Annotated in this window: 14 protein-coding genes; 3 read left to right on the top strand and 11 right to left on the bottom strand. The window is 48.2% G+C overall.

What is annotated here, in order from left to right; all coding sequences use genetic code 11:
- Positions 1 to 3: 3 nt before the first annotated feature.
- From AYK67_RS12955 to AYK67_RS12945, 3 genes are all read left to right on the top strand, one after another.
- On the top strand, positions 4 to 1290 hold the full coding sequence (locus AYK67_RS12955; protein ID WP_068087527.1) for a TRAP transporter large permease: 1287 nt from the start codon (positions 4 to 6) through the stop codon (positions 1288 to 1290).
- Between the two features lie 17 nt (positions 1291 to 1307).
- Complete coding sequence (ilvD, locus tag AYK67_RS12950; RefSeq protein WP_068087524.1) at positions 1308 to 2972, top strand: dihydroxy-acid dehydratase; 1665 nt, start codon at positions 1308 to 1310, stop codon at positions 2970 to 2972.
- Between the two features lie 146 nt (positions 2973 to 3118).
- Positions 3119 to 4150, top strand: coding sequence for a LacI family DNA-binding transcriptional regulator (locus tag AYK67_RS12945; protein WP_068087522.1), 1032 nt, complete (start codon positions 3119 to 3121; stop codon positions 4148 to 4150).
- 75 nt (positions 4151 to 4225) lie between these two features.
- Here AYK67_RS12945 and AYK67_RS12940 read toward each other — a convergent pair whose 3' ends face one another.
- From AYK67_RS12940 to AYK67_RS12895, 11 genes are all read right to left on the bottom strand, one after another.
- Entirely contained in the window at positions 4226 to 5005 is a 780-nt protein-coding gene (locus AYK67_RS12940; RefSeq protein ID WP_156453158.1) for a hypothetical protein, read from the bottom strand.
- A gap of 872 nt (positions 5006 to 5877) precedes the next feature.
- Positions 5878 to 6117, bottom strand: a complete 240-nt coding sequence (locus AYK67_RS12935) for a hypothetical protein (protein WP_068087516.1) — start codon at positions 6115 to 6117, stop codon at positions 5878 to 5880.
- A gap of 101 nt (positions 6118 to 6218) precedes the next feature.
- The gene (locus AYK67_RS12930) at positions 6219 to 7013 is read right to left on the bottom strand and encodes a DNA adenine methylase (RefSeq protein ID WP_068087513.1); all 795 of its coding nucleotides are present in this window, start codon (positions 7011 to 7013) and stop codon (positions 6219 to 6221) included.
- Complete coding sequence (locus AYK67_RS17790; protein ID WP_156453157.1) at positions 6991 to 7161, bottom strand: Com family DNA-binding transcriptional regulator; 171 nt, start codon at positions 7159 to 7161, stop codon at positions 6991 to 6993. Before AYK67_RS17790 ends, AYK67_RS12930 begins: the two co-directional genes overlap by 23 nt.
- Positions 7162 to 7307: 146 nt before the next feature.
- A complete protein-coding gene (locus AYK67_RS12925; RefSeq protein ID WP_068087510.1) occupies positions 7308 to 8294 on the bottom strand; it encodes a phage late control D family protein in 987 nt (328 codons plus the stop codon).
- Positions 8291 to 8512, bottom strand: a complete 222-nt coding sequence (locus AYK67_RS12920; RefSeq protein WP_208976297.1) for a tail protein X — start codon at positions 8510 to 8512, stop codon at positions 8291 to 8293. Before AYK67_RS12920 ends, AYK67_RS12925 begins: the two co-directional genes overlap by 4 nt.
- On the bottom strand, positions 8512 to 8988 hold the full coding sequence (locus AYK67_RS12915; RefSeq protein ID WP_068087507.1) for a phage tail protein: 477 nt from the start codon (positions 8986 to 8988) through the stop codon (positions 8512 to 8514). Before AYK67_RS12915 ends, AYK67_RS12920 begins: the two co-directional genes overlap by 1 nt.
- Positions 8989 to 8996: 8 nt before the next feature.
- On the bottom strand, positions 8997 to 11384 hold the full coding sequence (locus tag AYK67_RS12910) for a phage tail tape measure protein (protein ID WP_068087505.1): 2388 nt from the start codon (positions 11382 to 11384) through the stop codon (positions 8997 to 8999).
- A gap of 130 nt (positions 11385 to 11514) precedes the next feature.
- Positions 11515 to 11880 (bottom strand): hypothetical protein, encoded by a 366-nt coding sequence (locus AYK67_RS12905; protein WP_068087503.1) that lies wholly within the window; start codon positions 11878 to 11880, stop codon positions 11515 to 11517.
- Positions 11881 to 11903: 23 nt separating this feature from the next.
- On the bottom strand, positions 11904 to 12413 hold the full coding sequence (locus AYK67_RS12900) for a phage major tail tube protein (protein WP_068087501.1): 510 nt from the start codon (positions 12411 to 12413) through the stop codon (positions 11904 to 11906).
- A 9-nt stretch (positions 12414 to 12422) separates the two neighbouring features.
- On the bottom strand, positions 12423 to 13619 hold the full coding sequence (locus AYK67_RS12895) for a phage tail sheath protein (RefSeq protein ID WP_068087498.1): 1197 nt from the start codon (positions 13617 to 13619) through the stop codon (positions 12423 to 12425).
- Positions 13620 to 13633: the final 14 nt, after the last annotated feature.

Below are 13633 nucleotides of genomic sequence, written 5' to 3'. Positions count from 1 at the left end.
ACCATGTCAGGAATTGTCTTATTCTTTGGCTTTTTTGCACTCGTTCTACTGGGAATGCCAATTGGTGCTGCTCTTGGTGTGGCCTCCTTGTTTGTCATGAGCTTCCTGCCGGGAACGCCCAGTGATATCTTGCTCCTAAAAAGTGCGGTTATGGGGGGGAATAACTTCCCACTTGTAGCGGTGCCAATGTTTATTCTTGCTGGCGATATAATGCAGTCAGGTGGCTTGTCACGACGTATTGTTGGCATGGCAGCCCGCGGTGTGGGTCACTTAAAGGCAGGACTTGCATATGTAAATGTGTTGGCTTCCATGTTCTTCGCCGCCATTTCCGGCTCTTCACCGGCAACCGTTGCGGCTATTGGCTCCAACATGATCCCGGAAATGGTGAAGCGTGGTTACCCGAAAGAGTTTTCTGCCGGCCTAACCGCAGCCTCCGGTATGTTGGGTGTCATGATCCCACCTTCCATTCCTTTCATTATTTACGGCGTTACCTCGGGCCAATCTATTGGCAAGTTGTTTATGGCGGGTCTCATTCCCGGTTTTCTCTTCGCTATTAGCTACGTGCTCGTTTCCAAGTACCTCTTGCGTGACCGAAATGACCTCGTTTCTACAAAAGAGGAACTGGCCGCTCAAAAAGCAGAGGAAGATAATGGAAACACCATTTGGGCGCTTCTCGTACCAATTATCATTTTGGGTGGTATTTATGGTGGTATCTTTACGCCAACTGAAGCCGCAGGTGTTGCCGTTATCTATGCAGCATTTATTTCCCTCTTCGTATACAAGGAAATCAAGTTTAGCGAGTTGCCTGCAATCCTTGCCAGATCCTCACTGACCGCTGCCACTTGCCTAGTAATGGTAGTTATGGCTTTTGTCTTTGGCCGCTTGCTGACTATCGAGCAAATCCCGAATACTGTTGCCAACATGATTACGTCATTCTCTGACAACATGTACGTAATCATTTTGCTGCTGAACCTCGTACTGCTCGCGGTTGGTATGTTTATGGAAACAGTCGCAGCAATCATCATCCTTACACCAATTTTGTTACCAGTTGCCGTGAGTGTAGGAGTAGACCCAATTCACTTTGGCGTGATCCTGACTGTCAATCTGGCGATTGGTTTTTGTACACCGCCACTGGGTGTCAATCTGTTCGTCTCCTCATCTGTCGCTGATCTTTCCATTGAAGCCGTATTCAAAGCAATCGCCCCATTCTTGGTTGCCATGATGATCTGCTTGATTTTGGTCAGTTATATTCCGCAGATATCGCTGCTGTTGCCGACGCTGTTTGGCTAGAATAAAAGGATAATAAAATGTCTAAACGCTCTGATATTATTACCAAAGGCTATGCTGCTGCTAATCAGCGTTCTATGCTCAAATCTGCCGGTATGAGTGATAAGGATTTGGCAACGAAGCCAATTATTGGGGTCATTCACGCTTATAACGAGATTATCCCGGGGCACCAAAACCTTCGTCAGTTATGCGAGCGTGTAAAATATGGTGTTTATGAAGCCGGCGGATATCCATTTGAGATGACAATGCCCTCAATTTGCGACGGTATTGCCATGACACATGTGGGAATGCACTATCCATTGGCAAGCCGCGAATTAATTGCCGACGCCATTGAAGTGCAAATCCAAGGCCATCAGTTCGATGCAATGGTGTTGATCACCAACTGCGATAAAATCACACCAGCAGCCCTCATGGCAGCTGGCCGTCTTAATATTCCTTGTGTGCTGCTTTCGGGCGGATGTATGGAGCCGGGTTATTTTGATAATAAGCGCATTGACGGCTCCATGATGTGTGAGACAATTGGTGAATATGCCGCTGGTCACATTGATATGGATGAACTGCTAGCGCGTGAAGATGTTGCAGGACCCACAATCGGTTGCTGCGCCCACCTTGGTACAGCTAATTCCATGAATATCATGGCAGAAGCTTTGGGTATGACGCTGCCAGGTTCATCGACCATTCCGGCAACCTATAGCGAGCGCAACCGTTTGGCTAAAGACGTCGGCATCAAAATTATGGAGCTTTTCGAAAAGCAGGTCTTACCGCGCCAAATCATGACACGCACTGCATTCCATAATGCTATGGCGGTTGATATGGCTATAGGCGGCTCCACAAATACCATGCTGCATTTGTTGGCCATCGCAAATGAGTGTGATGTAGACTTGGATCTGGATGATTTCGATCAGATCAGTCGTGAAGTACCAAAACTCTGCTCATTTTCACCAGGTGGTGAGTTCCACATTCAAGACCTTCATTTGGTTGGTGGCCTAAAAGTTGTCATGAAGCACTTGAAAGATGGTGACATGTTCGATGGTAGCGCATTGACAGCTTCAGCAGTTAACTTTGACGAGCTTATTGGCAAACTAGATGCAAAAAGTTCCGATGTTGCCCGCTCGGTTCCTGAAGCTTACAAAGCAGAAGGCGGCCTCGCTGTTGTTTACGGTAACATCGCTCCTGAAGGTGCTGTGGTCAAAATCGGCGTTGTCGACGACAAAATGAAGCAATACACTGGCTCAGCCCGTGTGTTTACACGTGAGGAAGATGCGGTTACCGCTATCAACTCCGGTAAAATTGTACCGGGTGATGTGGTTGTGATCATTTATGAAGGGCCTCAGTCCGGTATGCGTGAAATGCTCTTGCCAACCGGATCCCTTTGCGGCGCTGGGCTGGATGATAAAGTTGCACTCATAACTGATGGACGCTTTTCTGGTGCAACACGCGGTGCAGCAATCGGCCATTGTGCACCTGAGGCCAGTAAGGGTGGACCGATTGGTTTGGTACGCGAAGGCGATAAAATTGCGATCGATCTTAAAGCCAAAACAATCAATGTTTTAGTTAGTGACGAGGAGTTGGCAGAGCGTCGCCAATCTCATAAGCCATTACCGCCAAAAGTCACAGATGGTTATTTAGGCCGCTACTCCAAAATGGTATCCTCTGCAAGTCTGGGGGCCATCTTCGAGAACTAATAGAATTAATAGATTGAACCGGAGGTACACGAGTGTAACTCCGGTTCAATATCGAGCCATGAAAGATAGCTAAATATCCACGTTTGGAAGTTTGCCAAACTTCATCAATCGATTAATAATTCCAGTTCTGTTCATGGAATCGAATAATGTCAAAACCTACTATCGTTGATATTGCCAAGTTTGCAGGTGTTTCTATTGGCACAGTGTCAAACGCGCTGAATAACAAAGGACGTATCTCGGAAACGACGCGCAAAAAAGTTATTGCAGCAGCTGAGGAATTGGGCTTCGTTCCCAATTATAATGCCTCCAAATTAAAAAGCGGAAAATCCAATCTCATAGGCGTAATAGTAGAGGACATAACCAACCCCTACATGTCCGAACAAACGGTAGCCCTTGAAGAAGTATTAGCGCAAAAGGGTTATCTACCTCTTCTGGCAAACACGAATGATAATGTCGTAAGCCAGCGTCGTCTTATTGAAGAAATGGTCGGGCAGGGTGTTGCCGGAATTGTTTTAGCACCTTCCAATGGCACTGAAGTTGCAGACATGGCGCTAATAAAGGCGCGTAAGGTCCCGTGCGTTTTAAGCACACGAGAGCTGGCGGATTTAAGTTTTGATTTCGTTGGAGCCGATGATTATCAAGGTGCAAAATTAGTAACCAAGCATCTCCTTGATGCAGGTCATCGAAGAATAGTCAAAGTTGGTGGGCGCGAAAGCGTTAGTACAGGGCGGTTACGTACAAAAGGTTTTTGTGATGCCTTCGAAGAGCAAGGTATCTCCATGGCAACATCTAGAATAATTTCCGGTGATGCCACAAGGGCATTTGGAAAACAAATTGCCCAAGACCTCATTCAAAATCCAATGTTTTATACAGCGATTATGTGCCAAAATGATATCGTAGCAGCAGGGGTTTATACTGCCCTTATGAAAGCCGGTGTCAAAGTGGGCAAAGATGTTGCAGTTACAGGCTTTGATGGCCTCAAGGATACGGAGCTCTGGGCACCACCCTTAACAACAGTTCGCGCGAATCCAAGTGCAATTGGTAGGGATGTTGGTTTACATCTCCTGCAAAGGCTAGAAGGTGATACTTCGCCTGTGCGGCGCACGCGCTTGATGCCCGAGTTGGTAATTCGGCAATCAACGGCAAACATGAAAATCAATGCAGACACAAACTTTTAGATCTCTTGATAGTAGAATCTCGAGAGAGCAAATTGACGTGAGAAAAGCGGAAAAAAATCAACATTCTAGCCTAGATTAAAACTTGTAGTAGGCCCGCCCAATAGCCAAGCTTGTGGTTGTGTCCCATACAAAACGTTGCAGGCCCGGTTTGCCGTTATCATAATTGGCATAGAGTGCTTTGAAGCTCCCCTCTAAGCCAAAGCCGCTCTCAAATTCGTATTGCAAACCCGCTTGTACGCGGTACGTGAAGTCAGAGCCCAGACCAAAGCCACTAAATCCGCCAATATCGGCAAGACCGCGAAAACGTAGAGGGCCGTATATCTGGAAGTTAGTCTGAAAGCCCCAAAATGGATCAACCCAAAAAGAACCACTCGATCCGCTAAAGGGGTCGGGCCTTTCAGGGCGAAACAGCTGCAAATTTGCATCCACATCCCAATAACGGCCGCCTACAAACACCTCGATAAATGAATCTTCCTCGTGCCATAGCCGGTAACCGCCACGTACTTCAATTACAGTTTGTTGAAACGTAAAACCCACGCGGTTTATTGCGTTGAGTTGAACAGACTTGCCAAAGTCACCGTATGCTCCGTCAATAGAAAAAGAGTACTTCTTTTTATAGGTGGCTTCCAAGTCTGCAAAAAAAGCAAACCGGATTGTGTCGAGAGCGTCATGCGCTGTGAAAGATACACTCGACCCAACCGGCCCAGCCTGTACGAAACCGGAAACCCAAGGCAATTCAGCATATAGTCCGGCTACAAAATCCCAGTTCTCGAGTAGTTTTACTCGCGAACTTTCTTTTTTTTCAATGGTTTCGACGTCATAATCGGCCGCATGAGTAGATAAAACATAAGCCAATATAAATGCCAAAGCATACGCGCCAACAACGAAATGTTTTAGGCAAGTAAGGCCTAGTTTCTTGAGTGCCGTAAGCAAATTGCTGCAATTGTGCCTACGAATAATAACCGTATTTATGACGCAATAATGCTTGCAACTGCAATTGCCTTTCAATTGGCCAGATATCATCGCTCGCAACCTGCTTCTATTTTATAATTCAAAACCAAGTACAACGAGTATTGTCATGTAAAAAAACACAGCAAAATATTGGTAATTAAATAGTTAAAAAAATACATGATATTTATATCGATAAAAAATGTGTATTAACTTGATTTTTACTAGTAAAATGAAGCAGATTTTGAACTCTTGTTGAGTTGGATGATATATTTGCCACATTTTCTGTGAGTTTCTATTATGAGTGGGATGAAAACATAAGACAAAGCCAATGTCGCCACTTGTTTTCTAACCAAGAGAAAAGCCAGAAAATATTTCAAGTTGTTAAATAACAATAGAGAATTCTTTAGCGTTAACTCTTCAAAGGGAGCTCTAGCGCACTCGGCAGTGTTATATTTACGGGCTAATGAGACTCGAGCGTGAACAGCTGTAACGCGCAAGTTCGTAATGGAATCTGGAAAAGTTTGCGGGAATAAGTGGGATTAGGCGGGAATATACGGTTTTTCAATGGCTTATGTTGAACTAGCTGTCACCCTCTTAGAAAATGCCGCGCAACTTCGAAATGGAAAAATCCTGCAATTTTGTAAGTGGGTAATTTTTAGGAATCCCAGATTTCTGCGATTTAGCGTCACGAACTTTTCCATTTTGTAGAGCGGATGGAAAAGTATAAGTGGCAGAAAACCGCCACTTTTTGATTTCAACTTTTCCACCTGATTTGCTTAGTATTTCCGCGCAGCTAAATGTATTGCTTCAATTCCTTTCAGTGTTTGTGTCGCACCGGTTAATTGGGTTTCTAATCCTGCCAACCCACCGAACACTATATTGCGCTGGCTTTGCAGGTCCCGGTTTTCAGTAAAACCTTCAAGCGCCAACTTGGCTCTGCTTGTCGTGTCCTCAAGTTGCTTTACAAGCGCTTCAAGTGTCGCCTTGACTGCAGCGTTTGCGGTTTGATCGTCCATTGTAAACTCCTTTGTTTTTTACACTGGACATGTGGAGCACAGCGACTGCATTGCCAGCTCATGGCATTGCTTTGTTCAGGTTATCTCAGCAATGACATTGCTCACGTGCACGCCGCGTTTGTAATGAGCAATTCAAAGGCTTTTTTACCTTTATGAGCGCTTGCCGAGTAGTTCAGACTGACCTGCTCTTGCGCGAAGTCGCGAAAGATTTCCCGTATCTCCGGGGTGTCGTTTATGGACATTATAAACCTGCCTTTAATGCCCTTTAAAAGCTCGGCAAGCGCTGTAAAATCTGCTTTGGAAAAAACCCCTTTTCCATAGTAGTGCTCGGTATCCCAGTATGGCGGGTCGAGATAGAACAGGGTCTCTGGTCGATCATAGCGCTTGATGCAGTCCTCGTATGGCAAGCATTCAATCGTAACGCCCGACAGACGTTCGTGTACATCTTCCAGCAATGGTACCACTTTTGTTAGGTCAAATCGTGCGGGGCGCAGAGAGACGCCAAAAGTTCGTCCGTCCACTTTACCACCAAAGCTGGTACGCTGGAGATAAAGAAAGCGGGCAGCCCGCTCCAGATCAGTCAGGGTTTCAGGATCTGTTTTAGACAGGCGCACAAACTCCGACCGGCTTGTTAGTTGGTACTTAAGCACATCCAGAAACTGTGGGTAATGCCGCTGCAGAATGCGAAACAAGCCCGAAACATCGCGGCTGATATCATTTATGACCTCGCATTTCACTTGATGATCACGGCGCAGAAACACACCGCCCATACCCACAAAGGGTTCAACATAGTTATCATGCTGGATACTTTTAATCCGTTTTACAATGTGTTTTGAAAGCTGGAGTTTTCCGCCAATATACGGCGCGACAGGTTTAACGGGTGTTGTTGGTTGCATGGTAATATGCCTTGGATTGGATCTCGGCGGATCTCACATCATTAAATGTGCCACAGCGGGTACATTTGATTTCAATTCGGCCTTTTGTGGCCGTTAGGTTCGTTTTAAAAAGAAGTTTTGTGCAATTGTTGCAGCGGATAGACTCCATTCCAGTTCTCGCATAAATAAAGCTCCTGCTCATCTGCTTAGGTGAGTTTATGTGGCGGGAGCGATGTTATGCTTGTCTACATCGGTCGGGGTCTGGTTGGTGCTTGAACCCGACATCCGGAAGCTCAATCTTCCGGGTCTCTCGCCTCAATTTTTTGGCTCACATTCAGCTGTCGTTGTATATCCATCCGTCTCTGCATTGTATTCATGGGTAACGGTTACAGGTGTCCAGATGCCATCGATGTCCGGGGCGAAACCAGCCAAATGTAGGTCAATCTGTTCCAATAGGTCAGGATCACCTTGTCTGGTCTTGATTGAGGCACGCTTTTGCGCCCGCTTTAGCTGTTTGGCTTTACTAGCTGCTGCTTTTTCGGCAACTTTTTTATCCGGGAACAAGCGCCTGATTTCATAATAAGGATCGTCTTTATTCAGCTTCTTCACGGCGCTGATCCGTTTTCCTTTTTTCGGGTCAACGGCCACCGCTTTGACACCACCATATTGCGCCTTAAAATCCTTGGTGAAGGTAAGCGTTTGCACATCTGCCCGCGTTAGCCGATGCTGTAGCTCTCGCCCAATGATGTCCTTGCCACCGCCTTTGGGGAGAACGACTATTTTTTTGCCAGAGTACTTTTCAATGGCATCATGGACATCAGCCAAATCACCGATCATCTGATAGAGGGACTGGCTATCGCGAGAAAAATGACTGTACTGAAAGGCTCCTAATGCCGGATCAATCTCCACCTGATAGCCGTCTCGTGCGGCTTCACTTCTGATTATGTCACCTAGACTTGTGTTTTCATAACTCGCGCTGCGCCGCTCCTTTCCCTTGCCGTTAAAATCTACCGAGGTACAGGTGATGACCATAATGTCACCTTCTTCCGCCTCCACCTCACGTGTGTACTGGTCCACCTTGAATGGCCCGAAACGACGCTGTTTTCCCTCAAAATAGCCAAGTGTAATAATCAGCTCGGCTTTTTCTCTTGGTGCAGGTAGTTGCAAGAATGGATCCGCTAAAACAACATCACATTTATCCGGGTCGTTGCCGGAGTTGAGAGTTAGGGTGAGCGATAGCAGCTGTTTTGTCACCAATTGCGATTGCTTACCATCCCATTCCAACAGGCAAACTGGTTTCATCTGGCGGTCACTCCACCATGTACAGCTGGCTGTTTTGGTTGCTCAAATTCTGGAATTACGATGACTATTCCAGCAGGCAATACCAAGCCATGATCAGCCAGAGCGGGATTAGCTTTGTGAATCGCCGAGCGGCCTGCTTCATTGCCGTATTCCTCATAGGCAATGAGATCGACCATATCGCCATCTTTGCTCATGCGTGTTTTGATGTGAGCCGCCATTAAAATAACCTTTTAACCAGCTGTGCAGCTGTGTCACTTGCCTTTGAAATTAGCCCGTCTACACCCTGCGCCATACCGGATAGAAGCGTGTTACGGTACAAGGTGCCTTGAAAGCTGGAGAGCTCCAGCTCGTAAGAGGCTTCAATGACTCCACCTGGCCCTGTCGTCTCGTCGGATAAACGTAGCGAAAGCGCTTTATAAAGCCCAAACGGCTTGGTGATTGAAAATAGTGGCAGAATATGGCCACGCTCTATGCTGAGACCGACCGCAACAGCCGCCTCATATCCGCCATAGCTTTGCGGAAACAACACACCTGAGAGCATAAGAGTGCGCGGCGTTGCCCCTAAAAACTGATCCACGTGGCTGCCATTTGCCGTAAAGTGCTCTTTCCAGCGTCCAGCAAATTCACGCTCCAGTTTTTGATAGTTCAGCCCTTCGATCCGAAAGCGGTGAGGACCAAGTGCAAGTAGTGCCATGCTCCCTCCTAATCTGTATCACGCAGCGCCCGGTTATTGGCAGCAGCGGCAACCCCCATTAACCGGTTAGCAAGCGCACCGCCGCCTGCAGTGACATTAACGGTATAATGATTGGTCTGATTGATGGTTTTCGACTGGTCTAAGGATTGCGGTCCGAGTGATGCTGTAAAGTCCTGAAGGGCTGTAACAGGATCAACCTGCGGTGATATTGCCGGAAGATATGGCGGGATTGCCTGTGCCCGATTATCATTGGCCGCAGGTTGAGGATCGTCTACAATACCTAAAAATTTCCCCATATTCATGAGCCAATCCGGAGGGTCTGGCCAGTTAATTTCAAAATCAAACTTGAAGAACTCTTTGAGTGTATTGATCTGTCGCTCCAGCCACGCTTTAAACTCAGCCCACCTTTCTTTAAAACCGGCAATCAGCGAGGAACCCCATTCTGCCCCAATTTTTGTGAGCTTGAGTGGACCGGTGAGCATGAATGAGACCCAGTCGAAATAGGCGGATGCCACACTTATTCCAGCTGTTTTCCCCTTGGCCTCTAGGCTGGCCCGCTCTTCATCGCTCAGCTCTTCTTGAGAGAAAAGATTATTAAAAAATTCACTGACTTGCGAGTAAGCCCGATCCAGAGGTTCACCAATCCAAGAAAAGTCAAAGGCATCTTCAAAAAACGTTTTGATTTTTTGTTTTTGTTCTTCATCCAGTCCCAGTAAATCACCCAAATCAGAAAAGTAACCGGCTAGTGAGGCTTTTGTTTCTTCATATGTTTTATCAAGATTGGCAAAGCCTTTTTCTGCTTCTTCGGCGATGCCCTGCCAAAAACCATCGAACCATGCTTCCAGAGGATACCAGTATTTCCAAATTACGAACGCACCCAGTGCCAGCAGCCCGATAATTGCTGCGATTGGGGCACTAAGCGTTGCCAGACCAGCGGCTAACGGGATAACCGCAAGCCGAAGCGCGGTGAAGATTTTTCGCATTCTGGTGAGAAGCCTGATCCTTCGTAGCCACTTGGCTCCAAACAGCTTGGATGCAGCCCCTTGCAGGCGGGTAAAGCCACCGGCGACCAGATTGATACTAAAACCGGCAACCCGAGCAATCACGCCAAATGCTAGCAAACCGGTGCTGGCAGTTAAGAGAAATTTCGTTAGCTCGGGGTTCTTTCCTGCAAAATCATCAAGTACTTTGAGCCAGCTGCGAAACTCAGCAATAATTTCCTTGATTATGCCAAGCAGAGCCGAAGAGCGCGAGTTGATGTTATCCAACTCGATACCTGCCGCCTTGCCTTGTTCAATCATCGTGTCCATCATGCGATTGAAGTCCTGGTCTATACCGCCAGAGGCATTCAGGCTGTCATCACGGATGCGTTTATAATCATCCAAGTCGGCAATCATCGGCTTTAAAAACTGCTGGACCTGCATATCACCGAACAACTCACCAATGATACGCGGGTTCTCTTCGGCAAGGTCATGGATGCGCACCAGCATGTATTCCAATGGGCCTTTGCCATTGGCGATGGCGTTATCCAACTCCGTGTGCAGATCAATGCCGATTTTTTTAAACTTGTTTACCGCTTCAGGGCCTTCAAATTTAGCCAGAAAATTTTTGAAATTATTGGCCGCCTCGGCGGGGTCCGCTGCGCCGCGCATGGCAATTTGCAAGGCAGCACCGAGCTTGGCTACGGCGTCAACACCTTCCATTCTCAAATTTTTGGCAGATGCTGTCAGTCCCGGAAAATGCTGGGCCATGTCTTTGAGTTCAAAGCCGCCCATTTTTCCCGAGGCACTCATCACCTCAAATGCTTCGCCCAAATCGTCAACAGCAACATTGAGGTTGCCCAAGGCCGCATATCCGACCCTTGACAGGTGCTCCACACTCGCTCCGGTAGCAGTCGCGGTTTTACCGATATTCTCAACGACTTTTACTGTGCCATCAATTCCGACCTTGTCGTGAAGTCCAACACTCATCAACAAGTTTAGGCCACCTAGCAACTCTGTGGCATACTGGTTGGTTGTACCAGCGCTTTTGCGTAGCTCCGCCTCAATCTTCTTAAGTTTGTCACTGGTTAGCCCAGCCACATTGCCAAGGCTGGCCATTTTGTGCTCGAAATCACCTACGCGCATCAACGGTGCAACAACAGCTGCGCCCATGGCCAGCGCTCCTGCCAGCTTGCCGCGCATTTTATTGGCACGAGCCTCAATGCGGCTCATGCGTTTATCAATGCGTTTTTGATCAAAGGCACGATCAAACGCTGCATTGGTTTTACGGGCCATATCTTGCGTAGAGCGTTCAACCTTGTCAGCCATGCGCTCGACAGCGCGGGCAACAGCCTGCGCCTTGGGCGTCACATGCTCGACAAAACGCAGCACCATTTTGAAGTTGAGATCACTCACGCATTTGTCCTCTTCAGCTGATCGCGTAGTTTTATATGGAGCCGGACAAGGGCCTCGAACTCCATCTGCAACCAGCCATCAGGCCCGCCGCCGCAATGCAGCATCAGTTCCACAAGTACCGCTTCGCAGTTTATGAGGTAGCTGCCAGCGCCCTCTGGATAGCTGGAAAAAAAACCGTTAACCGGCGACCGATTTCGATCAAATCTTCCAATCCAAGCTGTTCGGCATCACTGTCATCAAGCGCTAGATAATGGCCGACTGCATGATTGAATGCGTTAAACCGGTCGGCATTGAGCAGATGGCGCGATAAATCGGCACCGGTTGCTGCATCCAGCTTGCCTGCGGCTGCTTTGGTCAACACCTCGGCCAAAACTTCCGAGCCTATCGCCAGCATAAATTTCTGAATATGACACAGGCGCGGCTTAACCAGTTTCACCGTGGTGATGGACGAGCCATCACCTTTGTCAATTGGGTCAATCAGTTTGTATTCATTCATGTTTAAACCCTTTAAAAACGCTTTTAACCCAGCTGTAGGTACGAACGTCGCTTTGCCCAGAGACGGTTACCATTCAGCATCAAAGAATTGGTTTTCAAGCTGCCTTCATCAATCAACTTGTCATTCTTGAACTTTTGATAGAGACGGGTGTTCTTGACCTCATAGTCCCACTCGGGCAGATCACCCGGTTTGCGATCAGACTCGCCGGGCAAGTCCAGCTCGCCATGGTAAACATGGCGAAGTCCGTGCTCGCTGCCATCATTTTCGTCCACGAGGTACTCTGTAAACGATAGGATCAATTGCTCGCCAATTGGCAGAGCATCAAAGCCATCTGGATAGGCTGCCACTTTGAACTTGAAGGGCTTAAACTTGAAACCGGTGATCGGTTGGCGGTCCAGCATTGCACCGCCCGCGCGATAGTCCTTGCGCTCCACCTCAATACCGCCGGGTGTGACCGTGCTCAGCTGGCCATAGAGGTTCTGGTTGCCATTGATGACGAGGTTAAAGTCGCGCGGGATCAGTAATCTGCTCATATGCGCCTCCTATGCCTTGAACTGGGTTTGCTTGAGCACATCGGCCACGAGGAGGTCGAGATATTGCGGCTCGTCCTCATATTCGACATTAATCTGGGTGATCGGTGGCGGCGCGAATGACTTGTAGTTCACGGTGATTTTGCCCTGTTCGAGTGCGTTAACCGAATTGCGGTCACCCTCAAAGTATGCAGTACCGCCCAGTAGCTTACCCTCGTTCACCAAATCAAACAGCAGTGCGTTCATTCGATCCAGCAGTGTGGAGACCTTATCGGCAATCAAGGGGTCGGATACCACTTGCCAGATATGACGGGACAATGCCTCGTTGATGATGTCACGAACCCGTGTTTGACAGTAGAACTGGCGTGCAGCATTGGTCGTGGCGGCATAGTCGCCCCATGTGCGCCAGCCACCTTGCTGGTTGATAAATGTGTTGATCTGGTGCGAGAGCAGATAATTGGCGCGGTTATCCGAGTGGCGCATATGATGCTGGATCGGGCGCGATATTCCCAGCGCCCCGGGTACCACCTTGTTACCCCAGCTGGCGTGATAGCCAACCTCGACATCTGTGTTGACACCAATCGCGGCAACAAACGGCTCGGGCGAAGCCAGACCTTGTGCCGTTTTGATGAACGGTTCAAACAGGATCAAGCGCTCGTCATCAAAGTCTTGCCGGAAAGCAAAAGCATCAGCGTCGGTTGTGCCCGGAGCGCCGGATATGTGGACTGCGCCGAGCTGCTTGGCGATGAGCGACTGGGTGGCCAGCACGGGATTGGCGGCATTATCGACACGATAATTGGTCACACCCGGTGTGAGTAGAATTTTTGGAGCAATACCGAAGGTGCTGACAGCAGCGACCAAGGCATAAAGCCCAGTGAGGCTGGCTTCAGAACCGGCTGCATTTTCCAGTGTTTTGTCAGTAGTCGCGCCGGTTTCGTATAAGTTGACCAGTACGGCAGCAGAGGCAACACCGGCAAAAAAGCGATCAAGGCTGCGCTTGGCATTACCGGTCTCACCCAGCTTCAGGCGCTTTTCATGATCGTGCTTGAAAAGGAGAAACGGCTCATTGCGCGGCAATGAATTGTCAGCATCGGGAGCTGTGAGGTTCATGCCGACCGTGTTGGTGTCATGCACGCTAATCGCGCCGATACTATCGCCGAGTTTGCGCTTGAAGCGCAGGCCATGGTGAAATTCGTCTTGGGCAGCCATAAAGGGTCTCCATG

Origin of the sequence: Polycladidibacter stylochi, from assembly GCF_001562055.1 — a bacterium.
Lineage (GTDB): Bacteria > Pseudomonadota > Alphaproteobacteria > Rhizobiales > Stappiaceae > Pseudovibrio > Pseudovibrio stylochi.
Note: the sequence above shows the minus strand (reverse complement) of the source record. Positions and strands in the feature narration are given on the sequence as shown.

What these genes read in the sequence shown, in the direction of transcription:
- AYK67_RS12945 (WP_068087522.1), top strand. Translation starts at nt 3,119, where the DNA reads ATGTCAAAACCTACTATCGTTGATATTGCCAAGTTTGCAGGTGTTTCT.
- AYK67_RS17790 (WP_156453157.1), bottom strand. Translation starts at nt 7,161, where the DNA reads ATGGAGTCTATCCGCTGCAACAATTGCACAAAACTTCTTTTTAAAACG.
- AYK67_RS12925 (WP_068087510.1), bottom strand. Translation starts at nt 8,294, where the DNA reads ATGAAACCAGTTTGCCTGTTGGAATGGGATGGTAAGCAATCGCAATTG.
- AYK67_RS12915 (WP_068087507.1), bottom strand. Translation starts at nt 8,988, where the DNA reads ATGGCACTACTTGCACTTGGTCCTCACCGCTTTCGGATCGAAGGGCTG.
- ilvD (WP_068087524.1), top strand. Translation starts at nt 1,308, where the DNA reads ATGTCTAAACGCTCTGATATTATTACCAAAGGCTATGCTGCTGCTAAT.
- AYK67_RS12905 (WP_068087503.1), bottom strand. Translation starts at nt 11,880, where the DNA reads ATGAATGAATACAAACTGATTGACCCAATTGACAAAGGTGATGGCTCG.
- AYK67_RS12935 (WP_068087516.1), bottom strand. Translation starts at nt 6,117, where the DNA reads ATGGACGATCAAACCGCAAACGCTGCAGTCAAGGCGACACTTGAAGCG.
- AYK67_RS12930 (WP_068087513.1), bottom strand. Translation starts at nt 7,013, where the DNA reads ATGCAACCAACAACACCCGTTAAACCTGTCGCGCCGTATATTGGCGGA.
- AYK67_RS12895 (WP_068087498.1), bottom strand. Translation starts at nt 13,619, where the DNA reads ATGGCTGCCCAAGACGAATTTCACCATGGCCTGCGCTTCAAGCGCAAA.
- AYK67_RS12955 (WP_068087527.1), top strand. Translation starts at nt 4, where the DNA reads ATGTCAGGAATTGTCTTATTCTTTGGCTTTTTTGCACTCGTTCTACTG.
- AYK67_RS12900 (WP_068087501.1), bottom strand. Translation starts at nt 12,413, where the DNA reads ATGAGCAGATTACTGATCCCGCGCGACTTTAACCTCGTCATCAATGGC.
- AYK67_RS12920 (WP_208976297.1), bottom strand. Translation starts at nt 8,512, where the DNA reads ATGGCGGCTCACATCAAAACACGCATGAGCAAAGATGGCGATATGGTC.